This is a genomic window from Plantactinospora sp. BB1, from assembly GCF_003030385.1.
Classification (GTDB): domain Bacteria; phylum Actinomycetota; class Actinomycetes; order Mycobacteriales; family Micromonosporaceae; genus Plantactinospora.
In genome coordinates this window covers 8,013,211-8,032,479 of the sequence record NZ_CP028159.1, presented here as the reverse complement: position 1 = coordinate 8,032,479, position 19,269 = coordinate 8,013,211, and the positions used below count along the sequence as shown (strand labels likewise).

Sequence of the window (19,269 nt, the reverse complement as noted above, 5' to 3'; positions counted from 1 at the left end):
CAGCAGAAAACCACAGCCGGAGGGCGGCCAGGCGCCGGTCGTACAGCGGATCCGCATCAGGTACGCCAAACGCGGTCCGCTGCGGTTCACCTCACACCGGGACTTCGCCCGAGCCTTCGAGCGCGCGTTGCGCCGGGCCGGCGTACCGGTGGCGTTCTCGCAGGGCTTCACCCCGCATCCGAAGATCTCCTACGCCAGCGCGGCCCCGACCGGGGTGGCCAGCGAGGCGGAGTACCTGGAGATCGGGCTCCAGCGGCCGGTGGACCCGACCGAGCTGCGGATCGCCCTGGACGGCGTGCTCTCGCCCGGACTCGACGTACTCGACGCTGTGGTGGCCGGCGGCGGCAGCCTCGCCGACCGGATCGACGCCTCCCGCTGGCGGATCGAACTGCCCGGTGTTGCGCCGGATGTCCTCCGTGCCGCCGTGTCGACCTTTCTGGCCGCCTCCGAGGTGCTGGTCGAGCGGATGACCAAGCAGGGACGACGCGTCTTCGACACCCGTGCCGCCGTCACGACCATCGATGTGATCGAGAGGACCGAGGCACCTTCCGGGGTCGCGGGCGTACCGTGTGCGATACTCGAAGTGGTCGTACGGCAGGTCACCCCGTCCGTACGGCCCGATGACGTCCTTTCCGGCCTCCGCGTGGTGGCCGACCTGGAGCCGCCGGTGCCGCCGAGGGCGACCCGGCTGGCACAGGGCACGCTGACCACGCAGGGGGAGATCGTGGATCCGTTGGAGGCGGATCGCGACGGGACCGCCATCGGCGAACGCCAGCCGGAAGCCCGGCCGGCGGTCAGGTAGGCAGACTTCGGCGACCCGGTCACCTTGACGCGTCACCGGAAATACTTTGCGGCAACCCTGCGTGGCAGCGCTCACCCGCGCCCGGGGAAGCCAGAACTGGAGAACGTCCATGCTCGAGAACGAGCCAGAGGGCGGAGACCGGACCGGCGCTGAGCCGGCCGTCGACGCCACCACCGCAAGCGGCAACACCGGCGACACCGGTAGCACGGGCGCCGGAGGCGGCAGCCCGGAGAGCGCCGGCGCGGAGAGCGCCAGCCCGGAGAGCGGCGGTGCCGAGGCGCCGGCTCGTCGGCGTACCACCCGGCGCCGCACCTCCAGCCCGTCCAGTGAACCGGCGCCGACCGGCGTACCGGCCGAGGCGCCCAGCACGGCCCGGACCACCAGCGGAGAGGCGCCCGACGCCGAGGTGCTGGCACCGGTGGCCGCCGACATCGAGCCCGCCCCGAAGGCGACCCGGCGACGCCGCAAGGCCACCACGGCGGAGAAGAAGGACGACACCGGACTTCCGGCCGGCGAGTCGGCCGCGGCCGTCGACCCGGGTACCTCCGCCGCCGGTGCCGACGACGCGGCCGCGATCGAAGCCGTACCGCCGGTGAAGGTGACGCGTACCCGCCGGAAGAAGGCGGCGCCGCCGGCCGAGCCGACCGACGCGGCCGTCGCCCCGCCGCAGGCCGTCGAGAGCGCTCCCGCGGCGGCCGGCGAGGTCCCGGTGACCGGGTCCGACGTCGGCGCCCCGGCCGCCCCCGAACTGACCGGCGGAGCCGGCCTGCCGGCGGCCGGCGGCCCAGCCGAGGCCGAGGCCGAGGTGGTGGCCGAGGAGACGCCCCGTGGGCGTCGGCGCCGCGCGGCGCTCTCCGCGCCGACCGTGCTGTTCATGGCTCCCGAGCCGGAGACCCCGCCGGCCCGGGTCGGTGCGGCGGTCGAGCCCGCTGCGGCGACCCGACCGACCGAGGCCGAGGCCGAGGGTGAGCCGGTCGAGCCCGTCGAGGGCGCCCGACGGCGTCGCCGTGGCCGGCGTGCCGCCGAGCCCGCCGTGCCGGAGGTCGAGGCCGAGGTCGAGGCGGTCATTGACGAGGAGGCCGCCGACGTCACCGACTCCGACGTCGAGGCCGACGAGGACGAGGAGAGCGCGGCGGCCCGGCGCAGGCGGCGACGCGGCCGCCGGGGCCGGGGCCGGGGCAAGGGCGGTGCCGACGACGTCGAGGACTCCGAGGAGGGCGACGAGCCGGCGGCCCAGGCCGAGGAGGGGGCCGACGACGACGAGGACGAGGACGGCGAGGCCGGCGACGGGGTCACCCGACGCCGCCGCCGACGTCGGCGCAAGGGCGCCGGGGAGACCGACGGCGCGGCGGACGACGGCGTACCCACGGTCATCAAGATCCGCGAGCCCCGCCGGAGCGTGGACGAGGTGCAGGGCGTCTCCGGCTCGACCCGGCTGGAGGCCAAGCGCCAGCGCCGCCGGGACGGTCGTGAGCAGCGGCGTACCCGGCCGCCGATCCTGAGCGAGTCGGAGTTCCTGGCCCGCCGGGAGGCGGTCGACCGGGTGATGGCGGTACGCCAGCGCGGCGACCGGACCCAGATCGCCGTACTGGAGGACGGGGTGCTGGTCGAGCACTACGTCACCCGCGCCTCCGCCGGCACGATGGCCGGCAACGTCTACCTCGGCAAGGTGCAGAACGTGCTGCCCAGCATGGAGGCGGCCTTCGTCGACGTCGGGCGCGGCCGCAACGCGGTGCTCTACGCCGGAGAGGTCAACTGGGACACCACCGGCCTGGAGGGGCGGGCCCGCTCGATCGAGCAGGCGCTGCGCTCCGGCGACTCGGTGCTGGTGCAGGTCACCAAGGACCCGATCGGGCACAAGGGCGCCCGGCTGACCAGCCACATCGCGCTCTCCGGGCGGCACCTGGTCTACGTGCCGCACGGCAACGCCTCGGGGATCAGCCGCAAGCTGCCCGACACCGAGCGCAAGCGGCTGCGGGACATCCTGAAGAAGCTGGTCCCGGACGGTGCCGGAGTGATCGTCCGGACCGCCGCCGAGGGCGCCAGCGAGGACGAGCTGGCCCGGGACGTGAAGCGGCTCCAGGCGCAGTGGGAGGACATCCAGGCGAAGGCGGCCGAGGGTGGCGCCCCGGTGCTGCTCTACGAGGAGCCCGACCTGGTGATCCGGGTGGTCCGGGACCTGTTCAACGAGGACTTCCGCGAGCTGGTAGTGCAGGGCGACGAGTCGTACGACATGGTCGAGTCCTACCTCTCGCACGTCTCGCCCGACCTGGTGCCCCGGCTGCGCCGGCACACCGGTACGGCGGACGTCTTCGCCGAGCGGCGGATCGACGAGCAGATCCTCAAGGGGCTGGACCGGAAGGTCTTCCTCCCCTCCGGCGGCCACCTGGTGATCGACCGTACCGAGGCGATGACGGTGATCGACGTCAACACCGGCAAGTACACCGGTGCCGGCGGCAACCTGGAGGAGACGGTCACCCGGAACAACCTGGAGGCGGCCGAGGAGATCGTCCGGCAGCTCCGCCTCCGTGACCTCGGCGGCATCGTCGTGATCGACTTCATCGACATGGTGCTGGAGTCGAACCGGGACCTGGTGCTGCGCCGGCTCACCGAGTGCCTGGGCCGGGACCGGACCAAGCACCAGGTGACCGAGATCACCTCGCTCGGCCTGGTCCAGATGACCCGGAAGCGGATCGGTGCCGGGCTGCTGGAGGCGTTCAGCGAGACCTGCGACTGCTGCAAGGGCCGTGGCGTGATCATCCACACCGAGCCGGTGCCGGAGAAGTCCCGCCCGGGCGCGGGAGACAAGGTGAAGGCGGTCGCCTCGGCCACCGGTACCTCGGCACCGGCCGCCGCCCCGGCCTCGGAGGCACCGGCCGGCGGCGGTCGGCGCCGGGGCCGCAAGGCCGCCGCGCCGGAGCGGGTCGTCGTCGAGGTCTCGGAGTACGAGGACACCATGGGGTACGACCTGTCCCGCTACGAGGCGGAGACCCCCGAGGCCGGCGACGTCGTCGAGGCCGCACCGGCCGAGTCGATGCGACTGGCCGGGGCCGGTGACCCGGACGGGATCGAGGACACCGGTGACCTGGACGCGGAGGGCGAGGGCGCGGAGATCGGCGGCGGTCGTCGCCGGGCCCGACGTGGCGGTACCCGCCGCCGCACCCGGCCCTGACCCGGCGCCGTCGGCGGAGACGGTTGCTCCGCTGACGCCGCTGGTGGCTAGGCTGGGCTCACTCCCTCGCGATCCCGGGCCGGGCGTCCGACCACCGTCGGCACCGCCCCGCTCGGGACCGGCCGCCCCCCGACAGGAGAAGACCATGCGACGCCTGCTGGTGACCGCCGCTATCGCCACCGCGCTGTTCGCGGCCGCCGGCTGCTCGGGTGAGCGGGACGGTGTCGCCGGGCCCGGGCCCTCCGGCGGCCCGTCGGCCGGCGTGCCGTCGTCGTCGGCCACCGCGACGCCGGGCGCCAGCCCGGGCGGTCCGGCCGGGTCACCGCCGGTGGAGACCAGCCCGGCCGGCGGCAACGGCAAGGAGGTCTGCGCGGCGGCCACCAAGGCGGCCACCTCCTCCGTGCAGACCTTCGTCTCCGAACTGGGCAAGTCGCTCCAGGCGGCGGGAAGCGGCGACACCGCCGGGGCGCAGGCGGCCCAGCGCAAGGCGGAGGCGGCGTTGCAGACCTGGGGCGCGGCGATGCGGGAGCAGTCCGCCCGGGCCACCGACGAGCGGCTCAAGACGGTACTCGCCGAGATCGCGACCGAGGTCGGCACGATGAAGGCCAGCGTCGAGTCGGTCGACGAGAACAAGCTCCAGCAGTTGCAGCAGCGGCTGGACGTGCTCTGCCCGAGCTGATCCCGACCGGCCCGGCAGCGCCGAGGAGGGTGACGAGCCTGGTCACCGCCCCCGCCGCCCGGGCCGATCGGCAGGCCCGGTTTGGGTGAGCGGCCCGTCATGGCGTACGCTAACCTGCGGCGCTGATTACGCGCCACGTTCTCGCGTGCCCGCCCCGCACCTCCCGTGCGGTCGAGCGGACCGTCGCGAACAACCACCCGCAGCCTCAACGACAGGGAGTCCGCGTCCGATGTACGCGATCGTCAAGACCGGCGGCAAGCAGTACAAGGTCGCCGAGGGCGACGTGATCGAGGTCGAGAAGCTGGTCGGCCAGCCCGGCGACGCGATCAAGCTCGCCGCCGTCCTCCTCGTCGACGGGGACAACCTGGTGACCGACGCCGCGCAGCTGGCCAAGGTCGCGGTGTCCGGCGAGATCGCCGCACACACGAAGGGTCCGAAGATCCGGATCCACAAGTTCAAGAACAAGACCGGCTACCACAAGCGCCAGGGTCACCGCCAGCCGCTGACCCAGGTCAAGGTGACCGGCATCTCCAACGGCAAGTAAGCCCCAGCGGAAAGACAGGTCGTCCTCAGATGGCTCACAAAAAGGGTGCGTCCAGCTCGCGGAACGGTCGCGACTCCGCGGCGCAGCGACTCGGCGTCAAGCGGTTCGGTGGGCAGGTCGTCAGCGCCGGCGAGATCCTGATTCGGCAGCGGGGCACCAAGTTCCACCCCGGTGACCTGGTCGGTCGCGGTGGCGACGACACGCTCTTCGCGCTGGCCGCCGGTGCGGTCCAGTTCGGCACCAAGCGCGGCCGCAAGGTCGTCAGCATCGTGCCGTCCGAGCGGTAACGTCAGCTTTTCCGGCGGAGCGGGCCGCGGACCTGGTGTCCGGGCCCGCTCCGCCGTTTCTCGGGCACCGGTCGACCGTGCCCGGCCGTCCGGCCGGGCGACCGACCTGTGCCGTATCCGGCGCCGCCGGTCGGCGCCGATGAAAGGATTGCAGCGTGACGACGTTCGTTGACCGGGTCGTACTGCACCTGCAGGCCGGTGACGGCGGGCACGGTTGCGTGTCGATCCACCGGGAGAAGTTCAAGCCGTTCGGCGGGCCGGACGGCGGCAACGGCGGACACGGCGGCAGCGTGTCCCTGGTGGTCGACCCCCAGGTGCACACCCTGCTCGACTTCCACTTCCGGCCGCACGTCAAGGCCGAGAACGGCAAGGGCGGCGCCGGCTCCAACCGGGACGGTGCCAACGGGCACGACCTGGTGCTCAAGGTCCCGGACGGCACGGTCGTGCACGCCATGGACGGCACGGTGCTGGCCGACCTGGTCGGCGCCGGCACCACCTTCGAGGTGGCCCGGGGCGGTCGGGGCGGTCGGGGCAACGCCTCGCTGGCCAACGCCCGGCGCAAGGCGCCCGGCTTCGCCGAGCTGGGCGAGCCGGGGGACCGGCTCGACGTCGTACTCGAACTCAAGAGCGTGGCCGACGTCGGCCTGGTGGGATTCCCGTCGGCCGGCAAGTCCTCGCTGATCTCGGTCCTCTCGGCCGCCAAGCCGAAGATCGCCGACTACCCGTTCACCACGCTGGTGCCGAACCTCGGCGTGGTCCGGGTCGACGAGCACACCTTCACCGTCGCCGACGTGCCGGGCCTGATCCCCGGTGCCGCCACCGGCAAGGGGCTCGGGCTGGAGTTCCTCCGGCACATCGAGCGCTGCGCGGTGCTGGTGCACGTGGTGGACGCGGCCAACCCCGAGCCGGGGCGCGATCCGCTGGCCGACATCGACGCCATCGAGGCGGAGCTCTCCGAGTACGGCGGGTTGGCCGACCGGCCCCGGCTGGTCGTACTCAACAAGATCGACGTACCGGACGGGCGGGACCTCGCCGAGATCGTCCGCCCCGACATCGAGGCCCGTGGCCTGCGGGTCTTCGAGATCTCGGCGGTGACCCGCGAGGGGCTGCGCGAGCTGACCTTCGCGCTGGCGGAGCTGGTCGAGCAGTCCCGGGCGGTGGCGCCCGACCTGGAGCCGACCCGGATCGTGATCCGGCCGGTCGCGGTCGACGACGCCGGCTTCACGATCGAGACGGCACCGGACGGCGCGTACGTGGTACGCGGGCAGCGGCCGGAGCGCTGGGTCAAGCAGACCAACTTCGACAACGAGGAGGCGGTCGGCTACCTGGCCGACCGGCTGGCCCGGCTCGGTGTCGAGGAGCAGCTCGCCAAGGCGGGTGCGGAGCCGGGCAGCCTGGTCCGGATCGGGGAGCGGGAGTTCGACTGGCAGCCGACGCTCTACGCCGGTGCCGAGTACGTGCCGAGTGCCCGGGGCACCGACAGCCGGCTGGCCGATAAGGTGACCCGGCCGACCGCGGCCGAGCGGCTCGCCGCCCGCAAGGCCCGTCGGCAGCGGTCGCCGGAGGAGGCGACCCCGGACCCGACCCCGGACGGCACCGTGCAGCGGCCCGACGGCAGCACGGCGCCGGACGCGGACTAGTTAGCTGCGCCGGACGTGGACTAGTCCGCGGCGCCGGACGCGGATTAGGTTGCTGTGCCGGGACGCGGATTAGCGGCGCCGGACGCGGATTAGTTCGCTGCGTCGGCGTATCGGGTCCACTTGGCCGAAACCTCGACGAAACGCCTGGTGGTTACCGTCGACGGTGTGCTGATCGAGTCGCGTGCGTCGTCGGATCCCGAGCTGGCCGCCCTGGTGGTGGCCCAGCAGCGTGAGCTTCGGGAAGCCGACGGCGGTCTGGACGGGCAGGTGTTCATGCCGCACGACGACGCCCGCTACCTGGTGGGCGTGATCGCCGGCCGGGCGGTGGCCTGCGGGGCGATCCAGACGCTGGACCGGGACACCGCCGAGGTCAAGCGGATGTACGTCCGGCCGGCCCACCGGGGTCAGGGCCTCGCCCGGCAGATGCTCGGCGCGCTCGAGGAACTGGCCCTGCGGGCCGGGCAGACCGTACTGCGGCTGGAGACCGGCAGCTACCTCCCCGGCGCCATCCAGCTCTACCTCTCCTCCGGTTACGTGGAGATCCCCGCCTACGGCGAATACACCAGCAACCCCTACAGCGTCTGCTTCGAGAAGCGGCAGCCGGCCACCTCGGGGAGAGAGCGGCTGCCCGGACGGGCCGAGGTCACAGCTTCGCTGGGGTAGCCCTCAGGGCAGCAGCCCCAGCGCGCGCTTCGCCCGGTGGACGGTGTCGGTGGCGTTGTCGCGGGCCCGGTCGGCGCCGTCGGCGAGTACCCGCCGGACATAGCCCGGATCGCGGGCGAGTTCCGTGTAGCGGAGCCGGATCGGCCGGAGCATCGCCTCGACCGCCTCGGCGACCGCGTTCTTCAACTGGGCGTACGAGCCGTACCCGGCGGCCAGGTCGGCGGGGGAGCCGCCCAGGCAGGTCGCCAGGATCTCCAGCAGGTTCGCCACACCGGGCCGGCGCTGCGGGTCGTACTCGACGGTCCGGCCCGGGTCGGTGACGGCGCGCAGCACCTTGCGGCGGATCACCTCGGGCGGATCGAGCAGGAAGACGGTGCCGGCCTCGCTGCTGCTGGTCTTGCCCATCTTGGCGGTCGGGTCGGCCAGGTCCATCAGCCGGGCCGACACCGTCGGATGGACCGCCCGGGGGATGGTGAAGGTGTCGCCGTACCGGGTGTTGAACCGGGTCGCCACGGCGCGGGTGAGTTCGAGATGCTGGCTCTGGTCGTCGCCGACCGGCACCTCCTGCACGTCGTGCAGCAGAATGTCGGCGGCCATCAGCACGGGATAGCTGAGCAGGCTCAGCCGGACCTGCCCGTGCCGCGCCGACTTCTCCCGGAACTGGATCATCCGGTGTGCCTCGCCGTAGCCGGTGGCACACTCCAGCAGGTAGTGCAGTTCGGTGTGCTGCGGCACCTGTGACTGCACGTAGAGCAGCGCCCGGTCCGGGTCGAGGCCGGCGGCGAGTAGTACGGTGGCCTGCTCCAGGGTCAGCGCCCGGATCTGCGCCGGTTGGTGGGTCACGGTGAGCGCGTGCAGGTCGGCGAGGAAGACGATCGTCTCGGCCCGGTACTGGCCGGAGACGATCGGCCGGATCGCACCGACCAGGTTGCCCAGGTGCAGGTGGCCGGTTGGTTTGAGGCCGGTGATCCGGCGCAGCGCCGGTGCGTTCGGGGCGAGTGCGGTGGCTGCCGGAAGTGCGGTGCTCGGGGCCATGACGGGTGCTCCTTACCGGTGTGGCGGTCGCCCCCGGGTGAGCACATGCGAAACGGCCGCCCGGAGGGCGGCCGCTGGCTGTTGTTCGGGTACGCGGATGCGCGGGCCGCCCGTCAGGGCAGCCACCAACCGTTCGAGGTCATCCGCACACCTCCACGGTAGCAGGGCGGCGTAGCGGCGGGGCGGTCCACCGGGTGCCCCGGTCGGCGGGCTCGGGCCGGCGGCTCCCGGCGAGCGGTCGGCGGCTCCCGGCGAGCGGTCGGCGACGGTCGTCAGCCGTCACCGGCGCTCGCCGGGGAGCCGGTTCGGCGGGTCAGCCGGTCGGCACCACACCGACGTTGAGTTCGGCCACCGAGGTCCACCGGTTGCCGCTGACCTCACCGAGGGCGCGGAGCCGGACGTACCGGCCGCTGGTCGGCGGGATCGTCACCGTCTGTTCCGCCGCGCTGTTCGGGAAGGTGCCGGTGGCCACCGGGGTGCCCCAACTGCTCCGGCTGTTCGACACGTACACCTCGTAGCCGGTGATCCGGCCGCCGGTGTTCGAGCCCTGCCGGGGCAGGTAGTACAGCCGGTTGACCGTCCGGGCGCTGCCCAGGTCGAGGTCGATCCAGTGCGGGTGCGCCGGGTTGGAGAGCAGCCGCTGGGTGTGCCAGATCGACGAGCTGCTGCCGTCCCGGACGTTGTTGGCCCGGCCGTTGACCAGGAGCGTCTCCTGGCTGTCCGCCCCGGCCACGGTCCAGGCCGACTGCGGCAGCCGGGTGCTGCCGGACTGCGGGTTGTAGGTGGCGGTGTAGCTGGTCGGGGTGGTCGGGGCGGTGATCACGTGGGTCTGCGCCCCGCCGTCGGACCAGGAACCGAAGACGTACGGCACGCCGCCGAGGGTCTGCGGGGTGACCGCGCTGACCGTGTTGCTGGACCCCTGGATGACGGTACGGGTGAAGGGTGCCGCCTGGGCCGTCGCGCCGAAGACCAGTTGCAGGCCCGGCGGGCTGGAGTTGAAGGTCAGGTCGACGGTCTCCGGGTCGAGCCGCACGCTGGTGCTGTGCGACAGTCCGCCGCTGTCGGTGGCGGTGAGCACCAGCTCCAGATAGGACGGATACTCGTGGTCCGGCCCGAACATGCTGCCGCTGGCGCCGGTGAAGTCCTGCAACGTGTGGATGTGGCAGTTGTCCAGCGTGTAGCAGTGGTGCAGCAGCATCCGCCAGTGCAGCGCGCTGGCCGGCAGGGTGCCCTGGTCCGGGTCGGTCGCGTGCCCGGTGAAGCTGATCGTGTCGTTGACCGCCCAGGTGAAGTCGCCGCCCGGACTGTCGATCACCGCGGTCGGCATGCTGTTGCCGGTCTGGATCGGCACCGTCTGGGTGCCGGAGGCGTTCAGCGTGTCGTAGACGGTCAGCCGGGCGGTGTACGGGCCGCCGGCCGGATAGGTGTACGTCGCCGTCGCCGTGGTGGCGTCGACGGTGCCGTCGTTGGTGAAATCCCACTCGTAGCGCAGCCGGCCGGCGTCGGCCGGGTCCGCGTCGGAGGAGCCGGTGCCGTCGAAGTTCACCGTCAGCGGCGCCGTCCCGGAGGTGGGGGAGGCGGCGATGGAGGCGACCGGCGGCTGGTTGCCGGGGAAGTAGCGGATCCGGCGTACCGAACCGGCGTGGTCGACGTAGTAGAGGTCACCGCCCGGCCCCATGGCCAGGTCGACGGGATTGGCGGCGGCGCTGCCGAAGGTACGCCGGCTGCTCGCCACCGGCAGCCCACCGGGTGCGGCGGGCAGCATCGCCCAGATGCAGTCCCGGGAGTAGTCGGAGAAGAAGAGCGCGCCCGCGTACTCGGCCGGATAGCTGCCGCCGGCCGCCGGATAGAAGGCGGCACCCGAGACCGACGAGCTGCCGGTCGGACACGCCTCCCCGGCCACCACCCGGGCCGCGTGGTCGTACGTGTAGAACGGGGCCGTCTGGCCGGCACCGCTGTAGAGGCTCTCGCACATGTCGAGGTTGGCGCTGTCGTAGCCGCTCTGCCGGCCGGCGCCCTCGAAGCACGGCCAGCCGAAGTTGGTGACCGAGGCGGTCGGGTCGACCACCCGGTTGACCTCCTCCCACCGGGTCCAGCCGACGTCACCGGCCCAGACCTCGTTGGTGCCGGGCCGGATGGTGAACCGGAACGGGTTGCGCAGCCCCTGCGCGACGATCCGTCGGGTGTTCGGGTCGGGGCTGGCCGCCGACGGGTTGCCGGGGGCGGCGGCGCCGGTCAGCGGGTCGAGCCGCAGCACCGTACCGTCCAGGCTGGTCGGGTCGGCGGTGGTCCGGGAGTCCTGGGAGCGCAGCGCGCCGCCTTCGGCGGTCGGCGGGGACATCGTGCCGCCGGGCGGGTCGGCGCAGGGGTTCGGCGGGGTGCCGAGCTGGCCGTAGTCGACCAGGTCGTAGCTGGCTCCGTCCCCGGCGGTGGCGTAGAGCATCCCGTCGGCACCGAACCGCAGGTCACCGGTGGCGTGGCTGGCGTACTGCTGGCACCAGTCGTCGATGAAGACCTGCTCGGTGCCGGTCATCGTGTTGCCGGCGGCGGTCAGCCGGGAGAGCCGGCCGGTGACGATGCACCGCCCGCCGTTGGTACCGCCGACCGAGGCGCAGTTGTCGTTCCAGTACGGCGCGGTCTGCCCCGGTGGGGCGTCGTAGGCGTAGAGCACGTAGACGTACGGCTGGGTCGGGAAGTCCGGGTGCAGGGCCAGCCCGAGCAGTCCCCGGTCGTGTTGGTTGTGCACGTTCGCCGACAGGTCGGCGAAGACGGTGGCGGTGGTGTCGGCGAGGTCGTCGTACACCTTGATCCGGCCGCCCTTCTCGGCGACGAAGACCCGCCCGTCCGGGGCGAACTCGATATTGGTCGGCTGGTTCAGGCCGGTGAAGACGACCTGTTCCTGGAAGCCGGTCGGCAGCACCACGGCGGCGGCGGGTGCCGTACCGGAGATCGGTGCGGCCAGCGCCGCGACCAGCGCGACCGCGACTCCTGTCCGTAGTAGGCGGTTGACCGGTGACGGTCGTGCGGAAGATGGCATTCGTTCCCCCAACTTGGCGCAGCTCCAAGCAGTGCACGGTGCGACCTTCGCACCGGTCCGGGACCGGGTGCACAAAGGACCTGTCACGCTAGGGGGAGGGGCGGGGCGCGGCAGCCCGGTCCCGCCCGGAGTGAGCATCTCGTGACTACGGGCTAACCGTACGTCATCTGATGTATGGGGATGATGCCGCCCGGATCACGACGCACCGCCTCAGCGGATCATCGGAGAGTGCCTGTCCGGTCGGGCGAACCGGTTCCACCCGACCGGCCGGCCGCCGCCACACGGCCGCCCGGGGTGCGCAGCCGCCCGCTGCGCCGCCCCGGTCAGTCGAGGTCGAACTCGCCGTCCTGGGCGCCGGCCACGAAGGCGTCCCACTCGGCCTGGGTGAAGACCAGCACCGGACCGTCCGGTTCGGCGGAGTTGCGCATGCCGATCAGATCGTCGACGAACGCGATCTCGACCGCGCCCTCGGAGTCGTCGCCCTCGGCCCGCTGCCACACGGCGCGGGACAGGTCGAAATCACCCTTGGGGTGCTGCGCCATCGTCGGTTCCTCCATAGCGTGATCTGGCCGGGACCGAACCGTCCGCGGACCCATCGTGCAGGATAAGCGGATGCCGAGCCTGACCCGGGTAGCGGCGGCGGAACGCGCCGCCCTGCTCACCGTGGAGTCGTACGACATCGAACTTGATCTCACCGGGTCGGCGGAGCGGTTCCGGTCGACCACCACGGTCCGGTTCCGGGCGGCCACGCCGGGGGCCGGGACGTTCGTCGAGGTCAGGCCGGCTCGACTGCTCGGGGTACGACTCAACGGCGCCGAGCTGGACCCGGCCGCCCTGGACGACAACCAGTACCCGCTGACCGGGCTGGTCGCCGAGAACACGCTGGTGGTCGAGGCGGAGATGGCGTACTCGAACAGCGGCGAGGGGCTGCACCGCTTCGTCGACCCGGCCGACGGCGAGACCTACCTCTACGCGATGTCGGGGATGGACAACGCCCAGCGGATCTTCGCCTGCTTCGACCAGCCCGACCTGAAGGCGCCGGTGACCCTGGCCGTCGTCGCGCCGGAGGAGTGGATCGTCGCCTGCAACGGGCGGCTCGACAGCGGGCCGGTCGCCGGGCGGTGGGTCTTCGCCCCGACCCCGCCGCTGGCCACCTATCTCGTCTCACTGGTCGCCGGCCCGTACGCGGTGCGCCGGGCCGAGCACGACGGTATCCCGCTCGGCCTCTACTGCCGGCGTTCGCTCACCGAGCACCTGGACCGGGACGCCGAGGAGATCCTCACCGTCACCCGGCAGTGCCTGGACCGGCTGCACCGGCTCTTCGGGGTGCGCTACCCGTTCGGCAAGTACGACCAGGCGTTCGTGCCGGAGTTCAACATGGGCGCGATGGAGAACCCGGGCCTGGTCACCTTCCGGGACGAGTTCCTGCCCCGGTCGGCGGTGACCGACGCCGAGCGGGAACAGCGGGCGAACAGCATCGCGCACGAGATGTCGCACATGTGGTTCGGCGACCTGGTCACCCTGCGCTGGTGGGACGACCTGTGGCTGAACGAGTCGTTCGCCGAGTACTTCGGCACCCGGGTCACCGCCGAGGCGACCCGGTTCGACCGGGCGTGGACCACGTTCGCGCTGCGCCGCAAGGCCTGGGGCTACGCCGCCGACCAGCGGCCCTCCACCCATCCGGTCGCGCCGACGGAGGTGGCCGACGCGACCGAGGCGCTGGCCAACCTCGACGGCATCTCGTACGCCAAGGGTGCCTCGGTGCTCCGCCAGCTCGTCGCCTGGCTCGGCGACGACGCCTTCCTGGCCGGGCTGCGGGGATACTTCGCCGCGCACCGGTTCGGCAACGCCACCCTCGCCGACCTGCTCGCCGCGCTCGCCGCCGGCAGCGGCCGCGACCTGGCCGGCTGGGCGGCGGTGTGGCTGCGGCAGCCGCAGCTCAACACCCTGCGCACCGAGGTGCGGCTGCGCGACGACGGGCACTACGCCGAGGTCGCCCTGGTGCAGACCGCCCCGCCGGAGCATCCGGTGCTGCGCCCGCACCGGATCGGTGTCGGGCTCTACGATCCCGACCCGGCCGGCGGGGGGACCGCGCTGCGGTTGCGGGACCGGGTCGAGGTGGACCTCGACCCGGCGGCGGACGGCGGCCGTACGGTGCTGCCCGGGTTGACCGGTCAGCCGGCGGCCCGGCTGCTGCTGCCCAACGACGGCGACCTGACCTTCGCCAAGGTACGCCTGGACGCCGCCTCCGTCGCCGCCGTGCCGGCGGCCCTGCCCGAGCTGGCCGATCCGCTGGCCCGGGCGCTGCTCTGGGCGGAGGCGCTGGACGCGGTGACCGACGGGGAACGGCCGGTCGCCGACCTGGTGGCGCTGGTGGTGGCCGCCCTGCCCGCCGAGACCGAGGTGGTCGTGGTGCAGGACGTGCTGGCCCGGACCCGCGACCTGCTCGACCGCCATCTCCAGCCGGAGGTCCGGCCGGCCGCGCTGGAGCAGCTCGCCGGGGCCTGCACGCGGCTGCTCGCGGTCGCCCCGCCCGGCGGCTCGGGGCAGCTCGCCGCGGCGCGCGGCTGGATCTCCTCGACCGTCGAGGTGGCCCGGCTGACCGGCTGGCTGGCCGGCAAGGAGGTGCCCGACGGGCTGGCGGTCGACGCCGAGCTGCGCTGGGCGGTGCTGGGCCGGCTGGCCGTACTCGGTGCGGTGGGGGAGCCGGAGGTCGCCGCCGAGCAGGCCGAGGACCGAAGTGCCAGCGGGGCGGAGCGGGCCGCCACCTGTCGGGCGGCGCTGCCGGACCCGGCGGCCAAGGAGCACGCCTGGCGGCTGCTCGTCGGCGAGACGAGCCTGTCGAACCGGCTGCTGGAGGCGACGGCGCGCGGGTTCTGGCAACCGGAGCAGGCGGAACTGACCGACTCCTATGTGGAGCGGTACTTCGCCGAGATGCCGGCGGCGGCGCGGCGGCGTACCCCCTGGGTCGCCGACCGGGTCGCGGCGCTGGCCTATCCGCGCTACGCCGTCTCCGCGCGGACCCGGGAACTGGCGGCGGCGCTGCTGCGCCGGGACGACCTGCCCTCCGGCCTGCGCCGGGTGGTGGTCGACGAGGACGACGACCTGCGCCGGGCGCTCGCCGCGCGGCGCTGAACCCCCGGCCGGGCCGGGCCCTCCGGTGGGCCGGAAAATGCGATCTGGCTCATGCTCGCCGGACCGGGCGGCGCGTCCGGCTTACGATCAAGCCGTGGAGGCAGACATCCGGCGGATAGGGATCATGGGGGGTACCTTCGACCCGATCCACCACGGGCACCTCGTCGCCGCGAGCGAGGTCGCCGACCGGTTCGAGCTGGACGAGGTGGTCTTCGTGCCCACCGGCCAGCCGTGGCAGAAGGCCGACGAGCCGGTCAGCTCGGCCGAGGACCGCTACCTGATGACCGTGATCGCGACCGCCTCGAACCCGCGCTTCCAGGTGAGCCGGGCCGACATCGACCGGGGCGGCCCGACCTACACCGTCGACACGCTGCGCGACCTGCACTCGGAGTACGGCCCGAAGGTGCAGCTCTTCTTCATCACCGGTGCCGACGCGCTGGAGAAGATCCTCTCCTGGAAGGATCTCGACCAGATGTTCGAACTGGCCCATTTCATCGGGGTCACCCGGCCCGGTTTCGTCCTCTCCGACGCGCACCTGCCGGCCGACACGGTCAGCCTGGTCGAGGTGCCGGCGATGGCCATCTCCTCGACCGACTGCCGGGCCCGGGTGGCCGCCGGTGGGCCACTCTGGTATCTCGTCCCGGACGGTGTGGTGCAGTACATCGCCAAACGGAGGCTGTACCGGGGGTGATTCCGCCCGGTTTCATGCTCATCGTTCGTTAACCGCCGGGCCGTACGGTCCCCGGGTGTGAGAGGCTAGAAGGGTCCGACGGTTGATCGAAGGAGAATGGTGACAGCTTCCGACCGCGCCCGTGAGCTGGCAACGGCCGCCGCGCAGGCCGCCGCCGACAAGAAGGCGCAGGACATCGTCATCATCGACGTGGCGGACCAGCTAGTGATCACCGACGCGTTCCTGCTCGCCTCCGCGCCGAACGAGCGGCAGGTGACCGCGATCGTGGACGCGATCGAGGAGGCACTGCTCGCCCTGCCGGAGAAGGCCAAGCCGGTCCGCCGCGAGGGTGAGCGGGCGGGCCGCTGGGTGCTGCTCGACTACGTCGACCTGGTGGTGCACGTCCAGCACAGCGAGGAACGCGAGTTCTACGCGCTCGACCGGCTCTGGAAGGACTGCCCGACGATCCCGTTCGTCGACCGGGACCTGGTGGAGGCCGAGGCGGGCATCGCCGAATGACCCGGCTGATCGTCTGGCGGCACGGCAACACGGACTGGAACGCCGCCAACCGGGTGCAGGGCCAACTCGACGTACCACTCAACGACCTCGGCCGCGAACAGGCGACCGAGGCCGCGCCGCTGCTCGCCGGGCTGCGCCCGGACGCGATCGTCGCCAGTGACCTGCGGCGGGCGGCCGACACCGCCGCCGCGCTGGCGGCGCTGACAGGGCTGCCGATCCGCACCGACCCCCGGCTCCGGGAGCGGTTCTACGGGCAGTGGCAGGGGCTGCTGATGACCGAGGTGGCGCAGCGCTTCCCCGCCGAACACGCCCGCTGGCGCAGCGGTGACCCGGATCCGGGCGCCGAGGTGGAGAGCCTCGACGACCTCGGCAAGCGGGTCGGCACGGCGTTGCAGGAGGCCGCCGACGCCGTACCGGGCGGCACGGTCGTGATCGCCACGCACGGCGGCGGCGCCCGGCAGGGCTGCGGCTATCTGCTCGGCTGGGACTCGACCGTGCTCCGGTCGGTCGGCTCGCTGAACAACTGCCACTGGACCGAGTTGCGGCACGACGAGGTACGCGGCTGGCAGTTGCGCGGGCACAACGTCGGCCGCCTGGTCGCCCCGGGCCCGGCCCCGGCCCCCGTCTGAGCCGCTCCCGGCGGGTCCTCCGCCCGGTTGGGTCACCATCCGGTGGCCGGCCGGTCGTTCCGGCGCCGGTGATCGGCTAACGTGCCGGAATGCCTGTCGCGGTCGTCACCGACTCCACCGCCTACCTGCCGGCCGAGTTGGCCGACCGGCACCGGCTCACCGTCGTACCGCTGATCGTCGTCCTCGACGGGACGCCGGGACGGGAGGGCGTCGACGTCGGGCCGGCCGACGCGGCCCAGGCGCTGGCCGCCCGGCGGTTCGCGATGAGTACCTCCCGGCCGGCGCCGGAGGAGTTCGTCGAGACGTACCGCCGGCTCTTGGCCGAGGGGGCCGACGGCGTCGTCTCGGTACACCTGTCGGCGGAACTCTCCGGCACGGTGGAGGCGGCCCGGCTGGCCGCCGCCGAGCTGGGTCCCCGGGTCAGCGTGGTCGACGCCCGGTCGACCGGGATGGGTCTCGGTTTCCCGGCGCTCGCCGCCGCCTCGGCCGCCGACCGGGGTGCGGGCCTGACCGAGGTACGCCGGGCGGCGCTGGACGCCATCGACCGGACCAGCACCTTCTTCTACGTCGACACCCTGGAGTTCCTCCGGCGCGGTGGCCGGATCAACGCCGCCGAGGCGCTGCTCGGCACCGCCCTGTCGGTGAAGCCGATCCTGCACATGGCGGACGGCGGCATCGCGCTGCGGGACCGGGTCCGGACCGCCGGACGGGGACTGGCCCGGCTGGTCGACCTCGCCGTGGAGGCGGCCGGGAGCGGTGAGGTCGAGGTGGCGCTGCACCATCTCGCCGTACCCGGGCGCGCGGCCGAACTGGCGGAGAAGCTCGGCGGGCGCCTCGGTGACCGGCTCCGGGCCAGCTACGTCACGGAGGCCGGCGCGGTGATCGCCACGCACACCGGACCGGGACTGGTCTGTGTTGTGGTGCACCGCTTGTAGCTGGCCGCGCCCGTCTTGTCGCCTTCTGGCCGCGCCCGTCCTGTCGCCCTGCTGGCGTTGTCGGCCTTGTGGCGTTGCTGGCCGCGCAGGGTTGTTCGCGTTGCTGGCGTTGTCGGCCTTGTTGGTTTTGTCGCGACAAGGCGGCTTCTTGCCCGGTAGGCGTTGACCGGGGTCGATCTGGGTGATCTTATGGGACAGTAAACCTTCCTAAGAGATTGTGGTCGTCCGTCACCCCCGCCGACGCCGCGAGCAGGAGGAGCAGCGTGTCCAGATCCCGTCTCCGCGCCAGAACGTCCCGGATGATCGCCGCCGGAGTACTGCTGTCGACCGCCGTGATCGTCCCGTACGCCGGTCCCGGCGCCGCCGCGCCGGCCGCGCAGGCCGCCCCGCCCGGCGCCGAGGTGCGGATCGCCGCGCCACCCACCTTCACCCACCCAGGCGTACTCGTCAGCCGGCCGCAACTCGACTTCGTCCGAGGCCGGGTCAACGCCGGGGCGCAGCCCTGGAAGGGCGCCTACGACCAGATGATGGCCAGCGCCTTCGCCTCGCTGAGCCGTACCCCGAAGCCCCGGGCGGTCGTCGAGTGCGGCTCGTACTCCAACCCCAACAACGGCTGCACCGACGAGCGGCAGGACGCGCTGGCCGCGTACAGCCTGGCGCTGGCCTGGTACATCACCCAGGACAGCCGGTACGCGGAGAAGGCGATCCAGATCATGGACGCCTGGTCGGCGACGATCCGGGACCACACCAACAGCAACGCCCCGTTGCAGACCGCCTGGGCCGGGTCGAGCTGGCCCCGGGCCGCCGAGATCATCCGGTACACCTACGGCGGCTGGTCCTCGGCCGGAATCAGCCGGTTCGGCGCGATGCTGCGCGACGTCTACCTGCCCGAGATCATCAACGGCAACGCGACCAGCAACGGCAACTGGGAACTGAGCATGATGGAGGCCTCGCTCGGGATCGCGGTCTTCCTGGAGGACCGGGCCGTCTACGACCGGGCGGTCGGCAAGTTCCGCGACCGGCTGCCGGCCTTCCTCTACCTGAGCAGCGACGGGGCGTACCCGCGCGGCCCGGCCGGCAGCAGCATCGACACCCGGGCCGAGATCGTGTCGTACTGGCACGACCAGGAAATCTTCTCCGACGGCCTCTCCCAGGAGACCTGCCGCGACTTCACGCACACCGGGTACGGCATCTCGGCCATCTCGCACGTCGCCGAGACGCTCCGGCACCAGGGCCAGGACATCTACCCGGAGATCCAGGACCGGCTGCGGCACGCGCTCGGCTTCCACGCCAGGTACGAGCTGGGCGACGCCGTACCCTCGACGCTCTGCGGCGGCAGTTTGACACTGGGGCTCGGCCCGGTCACCGAGGTGGCCTTCAACGCCCTGAACAACCGTCGGGGCATCCCGATGACCCGGACCCAGCAGCTCACCGAGCGGCAACGCCCGGCCGGCACGAACTATCTCTTCGTCGCCTGGGAGACCCTGACCCACGCCGGCAACCCCAACTGATACGTCGGGTC

General features: G+C 72.7%; 16 protein-coding genes. 13 read left to right on the top strand and 3 right to left on the bottom strand.

The window, feature by feature from the left end; all coding sequences use genetic code 11:
• The first annotated feature begins 55 nt into the window (after nt 1-55).
• The 7 genes from C6W10_RS35270 to C6W10_RS35240 all read left to right on the top strand — a co-directional run bounded on the left by C6W10_RS35270 (nt 56) and on the right by C6W10_RS35240 (nt 7,787).
• Nucleotides 56-802 (top strand): TIGR03936 family radical SAM-associated protein, encoded by a 747-nt coding sequence (locus C6W10_RS35270; RefSeq protein WP_107264539.1) that lies wholly within the window; start codon nt 56-58, stop codon nt 800-802.
• A gap of 109 nt (nt 803-911) precedes the next feature.
• Nucleotides 912-3,974, top strand: coding sequence for an Rne/Rng family ribonuclease (locus tag C6W10_RS35265; protein ID WP_107263314.1), 3,063 nt, complete (start codon nt 912-914; stop codon nt 3,972-3,974).
• Nucleotides 3,975-4,119: 145 nt separating this feature from the next.
• The gene (locus C6W10_RS35260; RefSeq protein WP_107263313.1) at nt 4,120-4,653 is read left to right on the top strand and encodes a hypothetical protein; all 534 of its coding nucleotides are present in this window, start codon (nt 4,120-4,122) and stop codon (nt 4,651-4,653) included.
• A gap of 229 nt (nt 4,654-4,882) precedes the next feature.
• A complete protein-coding gene (gene rplU, locus C6W10_RS35255) occupies nt 4,883-5,197 on the top strand; it encodes a 50S ribosomal protein L21 (protein ID WP_101367568.1) in 315 nt (104 codons plus the stop codon).
• A 29-nt stretch (nt 5,198-5,226) separates the two neighbouring features.
• Entirely contained in the window at nt 5,227-5,484 is a 258-nt protein-coding gene (gene rpmA, locus C6W10_RS35250) for a 50S ribosomal protein L27 (protein ID WP_101367567.1), read from the top strand.
• Between the two features lie 155 nt (nt 5,485-5,639).
• Nucleotides 5,640-7,124 (top strand): GTPase ObgE, encoded by a 1,485-nt coding sequence (obgE, locus tag C6W10_RS35245; RefSeq protein ID WP_107263312.1) that lies wholly within the window; start codon nt 5,640-5,642, stop codon nt 7,122-7,124.
• A 165-nt stretch (nt 7,125-7,289) separates the two neighbouring features.
• Nucleotides 7,290-7,787, top strand: a complete 498-nt coding sequence (locus tag C6W10_RS35240) for a GNAT family N-acetyltransferase (protein WP_107264538.1) — start codon at nt 7,290-7,292, stop codon at nt 7,785-7,787.
• A gap of 3 nt (nt 7,788-7,790) precedes the next feature.
• Here C6W10_RS35240 and trpS read toward each other — a convergent pair whose 3' ends face one another.
• From trpS to C6W10_RS35225, 3 genes are all read right to left on the bottom strand, one after another.
• Complete coding sequence (gene trpS / locus C6W10_RS35235; protein WP_107263311.1) at nt 7,791-8,822, bottom strand: tryptophan--tRNA ligase; 1,032 nt, start codon at nt 8,820-8,822, stop codon at nt 7,791-7,793.
• Nucleotides 8,823-9,135: 313 nt separating this feature from the next.
• Entirely contained in the window at nt 9,136-11,859 is a 2,724-nt protein-coding gene (locus C6W10_RS35230; protein ID WP_107263310.1) for a PQQ-dependent sugar dehydrogenase, read from the bottom strand.
• Nucleotides 11,860-12,182: 323 nt separating this feature from the next.
• Nucleotides 12,183-12,401 carry a DUF397 domain-containing protein gene (locus tag C6W10_RS35225; RefSeq protein WP_101371446.1) on the bottom strand — a complete coding sequence of 73 codons (219 nt, stop codon included), beginning with the start codon at nt 12,399-12,401 and terminating at the stop codon, nt 12,183-12,185.
• Between the two features lie 70 nt (nt 12,402-12,471).
• On the opposite strand from C6W10_RS35225, the gene pepN reads away from it, so the two are divergent.
• The 6 genes from pepN (at nt 12,472) to C6W10_RS35195 (ending at nt 19,258) form a co-directional block, all read left to right on the top strand.
• Nucleotides 12,472-14,994: an aminopeptidase N gene (gene pepN / locus C6W10_RS35220; RefSeq protein ID WP_107263309.1), complete on the top strand. Its 2,523-nt coding sequence runs from the start codon at nt 12,472-12,474 to the stop codon at nt 14,992-14,994.
• A 94-nt stretch (nt 14,995-15,088) separates the two neighbouring features.
• Complete coding sequence (gene nadD, locus C6W10_RS35215) at nt 15,089-15,685, top strand: nicotinate-nucleotide adenylyltransferase (RefSeq protein WP_107269989.1); 597 nt, start codon at nt 15,089-15,091, stop codon at nt 15,683-15,685.
• Nucleotides 15,686-15,784: 99 nt separating this feature from the next.
• Nucleotides 15,785-16,183: a ribosome silencing factor gene (gene rsfS / locus C6W10_RS35210; RefSeq protein ID WP_107264537.1), complete on the top strand. Its 399-nt coding sequence runs from the start codon at nt 15,785-15,787 to the stop codon at nt 16,181-16,183.
• Nucleotides 16,180-16,812 carry a histidine phosphatase family protein gene (locus C6W10_RS35205; protein ID WP_107263307.1) on the top strand — a complete coding sequence of 211 codons (633 nt, stop codon included), beginning with the start codon at nt 16,180-16,182 and terminating at the stop codon, nt 16,810-16,812. Before rsfS ends, C6W10_RS35205 begins: the two co-directional genes overlap by 4 nt.
• Before the next feature lie 89 nt (nt 16,813-16,901).
• Nucleotides 16,902-17,747 carry a DegV family protein gene (locus C6W10_RS35200; RefSeq protein WP_107263306.1) on the top strand — a complete coding sequence of 282 codons (846 nt, stop codon included), beginning with the start codon at nt 16,902-16,904 and terminating at the stop codon, nt 17,745-17,747.
• Nucleotides 17,748-18,010: 263 nt separating this feature from the next.
• Nucleotides 18,011-19,258 carry an alginate lyase family protein gene (locus tag C6W10_RS35195; protein WP_234361532.1) on the top strand — a complete coding sequence of 416 codons (1,248 nt, stop codon included), beginning with the start codon at nt 18,011-18,013 and terminating at the stop codon, nt 19,256-19,258.
• The last annotated feature ends 11 nt before the right edge of the window (nt 19,259-19,269 follow it).

What these genes read in the sequence shown, in the direction of transcription:
- C6W10_RS35260 (WP_107263313.1), top strand. Translation starts at nt 4,120, where the DNA reads ATGCGACGCCTGCTGGTGACCGCCGCTATCGCCACCGCGCTGTTCGCG.
- rplU (WP_101367568.1), top strand. Translation starts at nt 4,883, where the DNA reads ATGTACGCGATCGTCAAGACCGGCGGCAAGCAGTACAAGGTCGCCGAG.
- rpmA (WP_101367567.1), top strand. Translation starts at nt 5,227, where the DNA reads ATGGCTCACAAAAAGGGTGCGTCCAGCTCGCGGAACGGTCGCGACTCC.
- C6W10_RS35200 (WP_107263306.1), top strand. Translation starts at nt 16,902, where the DNA reads ATGCCTGTCGCGGTCGTCACCGACTCCACCGCCTACCTGCCGGCCGAG.
- trpS (WP_107263311.1), bottom strand. Translation starts at nt 8,822, where the DNA reads ATGGCCCCGAGCACCGCACTTCCGGCAGCCACCGCACTCGCCCCGAAC.
- C6W10_RS35205 (WP_107263307.1), top strand. Translation starts at nt 16,180, where the DNA reads ATGACCCGGCTGATCGTCTGGCGGCACGGCAACACGGACTGGAACGCC.
- C6W10_RS35265 (WP_107263314.1), top strand. Translation starts at nt 912, where the DNA reads ATGCTCGAGAACGAGCCAGAGGGCGGAGACCGGACCGGCGCTGAGCCG.
- pepN (WP_107263309.1), top strand. Translation starts at nt 12,472, where the DNA reads ATGCCGAGCCTGACCCGGGTAGCGGCGGCGGAACGCGCCGCCCTGCTC.
- C6W10_RS35230 (WP_107263310.1), bottom strand. Translation starts at nt 11,859, where the DNA reads ATGCCATCTTCCGCACGACCGTCACCGGTCAACCGCCTACTACGGACA.
- C6W10_RS35225 (WP_101371446.1), bottom strand. Translation starts at nt 12,401, where the DNA reads ATGGCGCAGCACCCCAAGGGTGATTTCGACCTGTCCCGCGCCGTGTGG.